Raw genomic sequence first — 8,663 nt, 5'->3', positions numbered from 1 at the left:
TACCAAAACTATCTGAAAGAGGTCCAGAAACTAATTGCCCTAAGCCTAAACCTAAAAAAATCATGGTAATCAATAACTGACTATCGCTATTACTTGAAGTGCCAATTGAAATACCTATTTGATTTAAAGCAGGTAATAAAGCATCTATAGAAAGCGCTACCAAAGACATTAAACATGCCATCATTAAAATAAACTCGCTTTGACTTTTTTGTTTTATTTGCATTCGGCAAAAGTACTTTAAAACTTTGCAGTTAGAAAAGAAGTTGAGACTCGTTTTATAGTATTTGTTAATACAATGATAGATTTTAAATATTTGTTTAAAATATAATGTAAGAGGAGTTCTAAAATATTCTATTTAACATAATATAAATTATAATACATTTTATAACAATTAGCGAAATAGCGCTTTTCGTTATATTTGACATAATTGCAGAGTTAATGTCTTTAAACTTATAATAATTCCCTTTAGGTTTATATCGATAGATATGATGTTAAAAGAAATTACGACTCATGAACCTGTATATTTATTTTTGTCTAATATAAGTCTGGTAAGCTTGCCACATTATTTAATAAACGATTATCCTGTGGATAATTGGTTTTAAATAGCTCTTAAATTTTAATAAAAAAATATTGCATCAAGTCCAGCACATTCGCCACAAAGAACATTACAGTACTTTCTTTGTAGAAATCATTTAAAAATCCCAAAAGCATTAAAATTTTATTGGTTTGAGTTAAGCTAAAAATTGATTATGGTTAATTTAGTTATCATACAAAACAATGCTTATTTATATTATTTAAAATAAGCTTAATAATCATTAAAAAAGAAGATAATGAAAAATCAAAAAAATTTACAAACTGAAAATAATACAGGAAAACCACTAAAGAAAAGCAAAAATGAACCAGAGAGTGCCAAAGAAAATTTAGACATTCCTGGTAGTAGAATTGGTAGACCCTTAACGAACGATAGACATGCCAATGAATCGAATAAAAAAACTACCCAAAAAGAACCTATAGAAAATATCGAATTAGATACTAACCCAGGTAAAGAAAAGTAATTTTATTTGTTATTGTTTTTTTTCCTTTTCCATAACAAATACAAAATAAATACTACTATTGGTACAATTATAAACACAATAAACTCAAAAGGATCTGATAAATCTAAGGGTTTATTATCATCAGGATTCGGCGTTCCTATGGGTAATTGAATTCTAATCATTTGGTATATATTAAGCATCGTTTATTTTTTTTTATGAATCAATTTAATATACATAAATAAAGAATAAATAAAAAATATCTGTCTACTTTTTATGTTGACTTCACACAAAATACCGCATCATTAATCACTTGTATTATATGTTTTTTTTGTAAATTCAACTTATGAAAATAAAAACATATGCTGCAGGTATCTTACAATACATTCCATTTTTTTATGTGATTTGGTCAGACGATTTACTCTCTTATTCTGAGGTAGCTGTTGTTAAAAATGCTATTGAGCAAGATCCTACACTTACCAAAGACGATTATAATTATCTAATAGCTTCTTTAGATAAAAAGAATCCACCTACAAATAATGAAATTAAGAATTGGCAATTAGCAATTTCTAATGCTGCCATAAAATTAATAGAAAGTGATACCTATCCCCTAGCCACTTTTAGTCAAAAAATGATTGCTCATCATTTTGGAGAAGGTTCGTTTAATAAGTATTTAAAAGATATTGAAATTAATTTAGGGATACAGCCCAATCACTACAACCATTTATTTGATATAGAAGTTGTAAAAGAAAGTACTTCAGATTTTTACAGTCCTGTAGCAATAGACCTTATTTTAAAAGGAGAAAACGCTACGATTATTGATGAATTTAGAGAATTTTTAAAACATCCTCTTTTTAAATGGGATATTAAAAGAGAGAAAGAAGCATTTAGAGCACATGTATTAAAGCAAGTTCAATTTTTAGGCACCAAAGGATATGGAGCAATGGCTTTCCCAGAATTGTACGGAGGAATAGACAACATGCCTGCCTATGCAGCTATTTTTGAAAATATGATGTATGCAGATGGCAGTATGGCTATAAAATTTGGCGTTCAATTTGGGCTTTTTGGAGGTAGTATTCAAAAGTTAGGCACAAAAAAACATCACGATAAATATTTAACGGAAACAGGAAAAGCACATTTATTGGGTTGCTTTGCCATGACAGAAACCGGACATGGTTCTAACGTGAGAGGTATAAAAACGACTGCTACTTATCATAAAGAAACAGATTGTATTGTAATACATACACCTGGTAAAAATGATAATAAAGAATATATTGGCAACGCCTTACATGCTACTATGGCTTCTGTATTTGCACAATTAATTGTAGATGGAAAAAACCAAGGTGTACATGCCATTTTAGTACCTATTCGTGATGAAAAACATCAATTAATGCCAGGAGTTATTATTGAAGATAATGGCTACAAATTAGGATTGAATGGTGTTGATAATGGTAAAATATGGTTTCATCAAGTGAAAGTTCCGAAAGAAAATTTATTAAATAAATATGGTGATATTACAAAAGATGGAACCTATTATTCGGATATAAAAAATCCGAACAAACGTTTTTTTACGATGTTGGGTACTTTGGTTGGTGGTAGAATTTGTGTGGCAAGAGCTGGTCTTGGTGGTGCCAAAAAAGCGTTGGCAATTGCAGTAAAACATGCTTTAAAACGAAGACAATTTAATGATAGTATTAAAATTCAAGAAGATTTGTTGATGGATTATCCTAGTCATCAATTACGTTTAACACCTGCAATCGCAAATAGTTATGTGTATGATGTTGCACTTACGCAAATCATGAAAGAATACAGTGATACTTCTATAACAGATAAAAGAGAAATCGAAACCAAAGTAGCAGGATTAAAATCTATAATTACCTGGTTTGCCAATGATACTATACAAGAATGCAGAGAAGCTTGTGGTGGAAAAGGCTATTTGATAGAAAACCAAATTGCAGATTTAAAAGGTGATGTAGATATTTTCACCACTTTTGAAGGTGATAATCACGTATTGTTACAATTGGCAGCCAAAGGGGTTTTGTCTGATTTTAAATCGGAATTTAATAGTGCTGGTTTTATGACGGTGCTTAAATTAATCAAAGCTCAAATTGGCGATAAACTAAGTACTATAAATCCAATGTATGTGAATAATGTAGATAAAGTACATTTGTATAGTGCAAAATTTCATATGCATGCTTTTAATTATAGAACTAGAAGATTAACCTATACAGTTGCCATGCGAATTCGTGATTATGTAAAAAAAGGAATGCCTTCTTATCAGGCTTTTTTAAAAGTGCAAACCCATTTGCTGTCTTTAGGTAAAGCCTATAGTATTGAATTGGCATACCGAATTTTTATAGCACAAACACAAAATATTAAAGATGAAAAATATAAATTATTATTTGAAAAATTAGGGACTTTGTATGCACTACATGCATTGCAAAAAGATGCTTCTTGGTATTTAGAACAAGGGTATTTTAGTGGCTCAAAATCGAAAGCAATCAAAAGGCGTGTAGAGCGTATTTCTACAGAATTAAGACCTCATATTGGGGTTTTAGTTGATGGTTTTGGTATACCAAAACATTGTTTGGAAGCGCCCATAGCTCAATAATTAAATTTTTAAAACTATTTTTTGATGAATTAAGGTGTTAAAAAATCTCCAACAAAGTCATTATTTATTTTGGTAAAAGCAACTCGGATATGATTGGGTCTTTTCAATCGTAAATATTCAATTTTAGTAATGTTGATTTTTATTACGCAAAAATGGTTTTTAGAATCATTATAAGAAACATTATCTGGATTTTTTATAACTGTGCCAGGTGATTTTTGAGTTGTGTAATCTTTTTTAGAGTTTTCAACAATAGAATTCCAATAAGGTTTTAGTTTAGTTTTGTCAGAAATTACAACTGCTTTTCCATCAATTTTTAGTTGAAGTAATTTTTTAGGATGATAAAACAATCCACTTACAACATCATTTTGTTGAATATCTGCCACTTTTTGAGAACGCAAATCTGTGTAAATTAATAGTGTGAAATCTGGTAACATTTTTCGCAATACAACAGTTCGTAAACGAGGAGTATTCTCATGAACAGTTGCCAATGAAAAATAACGAAAAGGGTGTTTTCTTTTTGAATATCCGTTTATCAATTCGTTTTTTAATTCTTGTAAAATTTCTTCTTTCAAAATATTGCTTTTCTATTCAATACTATTAAACCTCTTTTCGTAAAACCTCTAAAGGCGGACTTTGTAATACAGATTTTAAATTGCTCAATCCAAAAAGTACTACTAAAAACGTAATGCCTGGTAAAAACACCAAAAACGGAATGGCAGAAGGTATAAATGGCTCTTTAAATAACAACGTCGCCAATAATTGACTCCCAATCAAAGACAATAAAATACCTGTCAAGCTTCCTATAATGCCTAAATACACATATTCTAAAGCTGTAATTTGCAGTATTTGTTTGCTTTTTGCGCCTAAAGTTCGTAGCAATACACTTTCTTTAATTCGCTGATATTTGCTATTTCTAACAGAACCAATCAACACAATAAAACCTGTTAAAATACTAAAAAACGCCATAAAATTAATCACCCAAGAAACTTTATCAAGAATATCTTCTACAATGGTAAACACTTGTCTTAGATCTAAAATAGTAACATTAGGAAATTTTTGAACCAAGTCTCTTTGCAATGCAGCAGAACGTTCTTCTGTGGGTGCATACGTAGTAATAACATTAAATTTTGGTGCATTTTCTAAAACACCTTCTGGAAACAAAATCATAAAATTAACCTGCATACTGCTCCAATCTACCTTTCTAATACTGCCAACAATGGTTTCCATCAAACGACCTTGAATGTTAAAAACTACCTTGTCTCCTACTTTTAAATTAGCATCTTTTGCCATATTATCTGCAATAGAAACGTAAATTGGCTTGCCTTCCTCTTTTTTGCCTTTAAATTCGCCTTCTAAAAGTTCTTCGTTCTCCGAAAGTTGATCTCTATAACTTACTCTAAACTCACGATTTAACATCCATCTGCGCATACGAATGGTGGTGTCTTTTCTAATTTCGTTGGCAGTTTTACCACGTATTTTTTCAATTCGCATGGTAACTATAGGAATGTTGTCGATAACTTCTACTTCATTATTTTTAAAATTATTTAGGATGGCTTTTTCTTGCGTACTTTGCACATCCATCAGAATGATATTGGCATCTGTTTTTTTATTTTCTAAGGAGGTTTTTGCCAGTAAAATATCTTTGGTAAAATACAAGGTACTAATTAAAAAAGTACCCAAACCAATAGCCAACACCAATACCATGGTTTGGTTGTTGGGTCTAAATAAATTCAGTAAACTTTGGCGTTTTGTAAAACCCCAAGATGCAGGGAAATATTTTTTTATCAGTTTGATAAACAAAGTAGAAATACCTGCCATTATTGCAAAAGTGATGCAAATTGCTAATGTAAAAAAGAAGCCATTTTGGGCATCTTTTAACATCCAAAAAGCAAAGAGAAATACAAATAATAAAATAATACTAAATACAATTATTTTGGCTTTTCTAGGTTTTTGAAGATTGTCTTCCTGTCCTCTTAAAACTTCTAAAGGAGACACATACCAAGTACCCAACAAGGGCAATAAGGCAAATAAAACCGACATTAAAACACCTAAAACAATCCCCATTAAAATCGGTTGATAGGTAATACTAATCGCCACATCAAAAGGTAAAAAATCTTGTAAAAAATAAGGAAAAGCGAACTGCAGACTTGTACCAATAGCAGCTCCTAAAAATCCACCAATAAAACCAATACCAATAATTTGCAATAAATAAATTAAAAAAGACTGCTTTCTAGAAGTACCTAAACACTTTAAAACAGCCACATTTTTCAATTTTTCTTTAATGTAAATATGCACAGAACTAGCAATACCAATACAACCTAACAACAAAGCAATAAAAGCGACTAAATTTAAAAAGCGCCCAACATTGTCATATCTCCTACCCAATCTTCTGCTGGTACTTGTATGTGTATCTAAATCTGCGTTTTCTGCATCTAAAATTGGATCTATCTTTTCGTCTAATAAATCCAAATTCATTTCTGGAGCTTTAAAAAAATATTGATATTCTTTTCTACTGCCCAATTGTAATAAATCTGTTTTTTCTAAAAATCGATAGGGAATTAAAACCGTTGGTGCAATTGACGAAGATATTGCTGTACTACCAGGTATTGCTTTTAAAGTTCCTGTTATTGGCAAAGTTACCAAGCCTATTTTTATAGAGTCACCAGGTTTTAAATTGAATTGCAATAACAACGTAGCATCTACCAAAGCGCCTCCTTCTTTTTGATAGGTTTCACCAGCATTTTCTGGTATAGTGGTTAATTTGCCATAAAAAGGAAATGCGCCTTCTAAAGCTCTTACTTTTACTAATTTGGTGTTGTTGTTTTTAGGAAAAGCAGCCATCGAAATAAAATTAACTTCAGACGCATCTGCACCTAAAGAATCGATGATTTGTAATACTTTTTTAGAAGGTGCTTTTCTGCTATCTATTATAAAATCTGCGCCCATTAAGGCTTTCGACTGTGTTTTTATATTCTGTTTTAAATTATCACTAAATAACTGAATAGACACTACAGCCGCAATTCCTAAAATAATAGAAGCCATAAAAAGCAACAATCTGCTAAGACTTGCTTTTCCATCTCTCCAAGCCATTTTTAACAGCCAACCAAAATTTGTTTTTACTTTCAACATTAAATTGTAGCTGTTTTTTCGTTAGCAACAATCTTCCCTCCTTTTAAGCGTAAAATTTGCTGTGTTCTGTTAGCCAAATCTAAATCGTGGGTAATAATGACCAAAGTAGTACCTGCTTCTTTGTTTAATTCAAACAACAATTGAATAACTTTTTCGCCAGTTTCTTCGTCTAAATTTCCTGTAGGTTCATCTGCAAATAAAATAGAAGGTTTGTTAGAAAAAGCTCTTGCCAAAGCTACTCTTTGCTGCTCTCCACCAGATAATTGTGTTGGGTAATGGTGCAAGCGATCTGCCAACCCAACCTTGGTTAACAACTCTTTACCATAAGCAACCGCATTTTTGTTGCCTTGTAATTCTAAAGGCACAATTACATTTTCTAAAGCGGTTAAGGTTGGTAATAACTGAAAATTCTGAAAAATAAAACCGACTTCCTTATTACGCAATGCAGCCCGTTCATCTTCACTTAAATCTTGTAAAGCAGTTCCACACAATGCTACGTTTCCTGAAGTTGGATAATCTAATCCTGCACACAATCCTAGTAAAGTTGTTTTTCCACTTCCAGAAGGCCCTACAATAGAAAAAATACTTCCTTTTTCTACTTCAAAAGAAATATCTTTCAATACCGTTAATTTTTTAGAACCACTGGTATAAGTCTTCTCTAAGTGATGAATCTTTAATATCTTTGACATTCAATTTTCTTTTAATTTATAATCTTCATATGCGAACATTTAAAAATAATCATTTGACAAGAAATAGAAAGGCTAGAACCAAAAACATTTTCTTAAAATTATGTTATTTTTCTTTGGTGATGGTCTTGTTTTCTTGCAAATCTGATGTTCCTAAAAAAGAACAAAAAGTTGTTGAGGAAACTACTAAAACGGAAACAAAAGAATCTGATACCAACGCTGCTAAAAAAATTGTTTTTTTTGGTGATAGCCTAACAGCTGGTTATGGTTTAGACGATATTAATAATGCTTTTCCTGGATTAATTCAACAAAAAATTGATAGTTTAGATATTAATTATATTGTGGTAAATTCTGGCGTTAGTGGAGAAACTACTGCAGGTGGTAAAAATAGAATCGATTGGGTTTTAAATGAAAAACCTTCCATTTTTGTACTAGAACTTGGTGCAAATGATGGTTTACGTGGTGTGCCTTTAATAGAAACCAAAAGCAACTTACAGTTTATCATCAATGCTGTGCAGAACAAATATCCTGAAACAAAAATCGTATTGCTGGGGATGCAAATTCCGCCAAATATGGGACAAGATTACACTTCTGAATTTAAAAATATATTTCCTGATTTGGCTGCCAAAAATGACCTTACTTTAGTACCATTTTTACTTGAGAATGTAGGTGGTATTGCAAAATTAAATCAATCTGATGGCATTCACCCAACCGCCAAAGGACATCAAATATTAGCAGAAAATGTTTGGGTGGTTTTGAAAGAGGTTTTGTAATAAATATCGATAAAGTTATTCTACTAACTCCTTATCATCCTCTGTAATAAATTTTTTGTAATGCTGATAACGTTCGTAAATCTGCCTTACATAGGTAACAGGTTCATAACCTCTTACATATCCATACTTGATAAAGTCTTTGTTGTAATTTTTAGGTAAACGTAAAGCTAATAACATTTTTTCCACATTATTCTCCCAAATCATAGGGTCTAAGTTATTTGCTTCTGCTAACAATTGAGCATCTCTTACATGACCATAACCACAATTAAATGCGGCTAAAGTAAACTTTGTTCTGTTGATGGTGTCGGGAACATCTGAAAAACGATCAAAAATTTGATTTAAATAGGTTGTTCCTCCTCTAATACTTTCTATTGGGTCTGTAATATCTTCTATACCTAACTCTTTTGCAGTAGCTGGCATTACTTGCATCAAC

8 protein-coding genes and 1 pseudogene are annotated in these 8,663 nt (G+C 31.2%); 3 read left to right on the top strand and 6 right to left on the bottom strand.

What is annotated here, in order from left to right:
* Positions 1-223 (bottom strand): annotated as a pseudogene (locus ACTG3S_RS10500) (Bcr/CflA family drug resistance efflux transporter); the annotation flags it as partial.
* Between the two features lie 607 nt (positions 224-830).
* On the opposite strand from ACTG3S_RS10500, the gene ACTG3S_RS10495 reads away from it, so the two are divergent.
* A complete protein-coding gene (locus ACTG3S_RS10495; RefSeq protein ID WP_439129306.1) occupies positions 831-1,055 on the top strand; it encodes a hypothetical protein in 225 nt (74 codons plus the stop codon).
* A 2-nt stretch (positions 1,056-1,057) separates the two neighbouring features.
* Here the strand turns inward: ACTG3S_RS10495 and ACTG3S_RS10490 are convergent, their stop codons facing one another.
* Positions 1,058-1,234: an adenylosuccinate synthetase gene (locus ACTG3S_RS10490; RefSeq protein ID WP_439129305.1), complete on the bottom strand. Its 177-nt coding sequence runs from the start codon at positions 1,232-1,234 to the stop codon at positions 1,058-1,060.
* A gap of 143 nt (positions 1,235-1,377) precedes the next feature.
* On the opposite strand from ACTG3S_RS10490, the gene ACTG3S_RS10485 reads away from it, so the two are divergent.
* Positions 1,378-3,642, top strand: a complete 2,265-nt coding sequence (locus ACTG3S_RS10485; protein WP_439129304.1) for an acyl-CoA dehydrogenase family protein — start codon at positions 1,378-1,380, stop codon at positions 3,640-3,642.
* 29 nt (positions 3,643-3,671) lie between these two features.
* Here the strand turns inward: ACTG3S_RS10485 and ACTG3S_RS10480 are convergent, their stop codons facing one another.
* From ACTG3S_RS10480 to ACTG3S_RS10470, 3 genes are read right to left on the bottom strand one after another with little or no spacing between them, the layout of a single operon-like run.
* Positions 3,672-4,214, bottom strand: coding sequence for a pyridoxamine 5'-phosphate oxidase family protein (locus ACTG3S_RS10480; protein ID WP_439129303.1), 543 nt, complete (start codon positions 4,212-4,214; stop codon positions 3,672-3,674).
* Between the two features lie 25 nt (positions 4,215-4,239).
* On the bottom strand, positions 4,240-6,732 hold the full coding sequence (locus ACTG3S_RS10475; RefSeq protein WP_439129302.1) for an ABC transporter permease: 2,493 nt from the start codon (positions 6,730-6,732) through the stop codon (positions 4,240-4,242).
* A 38-nt stretch (positions 6,733-6,770) separates the two neighbouring features.
* Entirely contained in the window at positions 6,771-7,460 is a 690-nt protein-coding gene (locus tag ACTG3S_RS10470; RefSeq protein ID WP_439129301.1) for an ABC transporter ATP-binding protein, read from the bottom strand.
* Positions 7,461-7,489: 29 nt separating this feature from the next.
* Between ACTG3S_RS10470 and ACTG3S_RS10465 the strand changes: the two genes are divergently transcribed.
* Positions 7,490-8,230: an arylesterase gene (locus tag ACTG3S_RS10465; RefSeq protein WP_439129300.1), complete on the top strand. Its 741-nt coding sequence runs from the start codon at positions 7,490-7,492 to the stop codon at positions 8,228-8,230.
* Positions 8,231-8,245: 15 nt separating this feature from the next.
* Here the strand turns inward: ACTG3S_RS10465 and ACTG3S_RS10460 are convergent.
* Positions 8,246-8,663 (bottom strand): transglycosylase SLT domain-containing protein (locus ACTG3S_RS10460; RefSeq protein ID WP_439129299.1); only part of this gene is annotated, 418 nt, incomplete at its 5' end.

Origin of the sequence: Polaribacter sp. (assembly GCF_965656025.1) — a bacterium.
Classification (GTDB): Bacteria; Bacteroidota; Bacteroidia; order Flavobacteriales; family Flavobacteriaceae; genus Polaribacter.
The sequence above is the reverse complement of the archived record's forward strand: the minus strand, read 5'-3'. Positions and strand labels throughout refer to the sequence as shown.

What these genes read in the sequence shown, in the direction of transcription:
- ACTG3S_RS10490 (WP_439129305.1), bottom strand. Translation starts at nt 1,234, where the DNA reads ATGCTTAATATATACCAAATGATTAGAATTCAATTACCCATAGGAACG.
- ACTG3S_RS10470 (WP_439129301.1), bottom strand. Translation starts at nt 7,460, where the DNA reads ATGTCAAAGATATTAAAGATTCATCACTTAGAGAAGACTTATACCAGT.
- ACTG3S_RS10495 (WP_439129306.1), top strand. Translation starts at nt 831, where the DNA reads ATGAAAAATCAAAAAAATTTACAAACTGAAAATAATACAGGAAAACCA.
- ACTG3S_RS10475 (WP_439129302.1), bottom strand. Translation starts at nt 6,732, where the DNA reads ATGGCTTGGAGAGATGGAAAAGCAAGTCTTAGCAGATTGTTGCTTTTT.
- ACTG3S_RS10485 (WP_439129304.1), top strand. Translation starts at nt 1,378, where the DNA reads ATGAAAATAAAAACATATGCTGCAGGTATCTTACAATACATTCCATTT.
- ACTG3S_RS10465 (WP_439129300.1), top strand. Translation starts at nt 7,490, where the DNA reads ATGCGAACATTTAAAAATAATCATTTGACAAGAAATAGAAAGGCTAGA.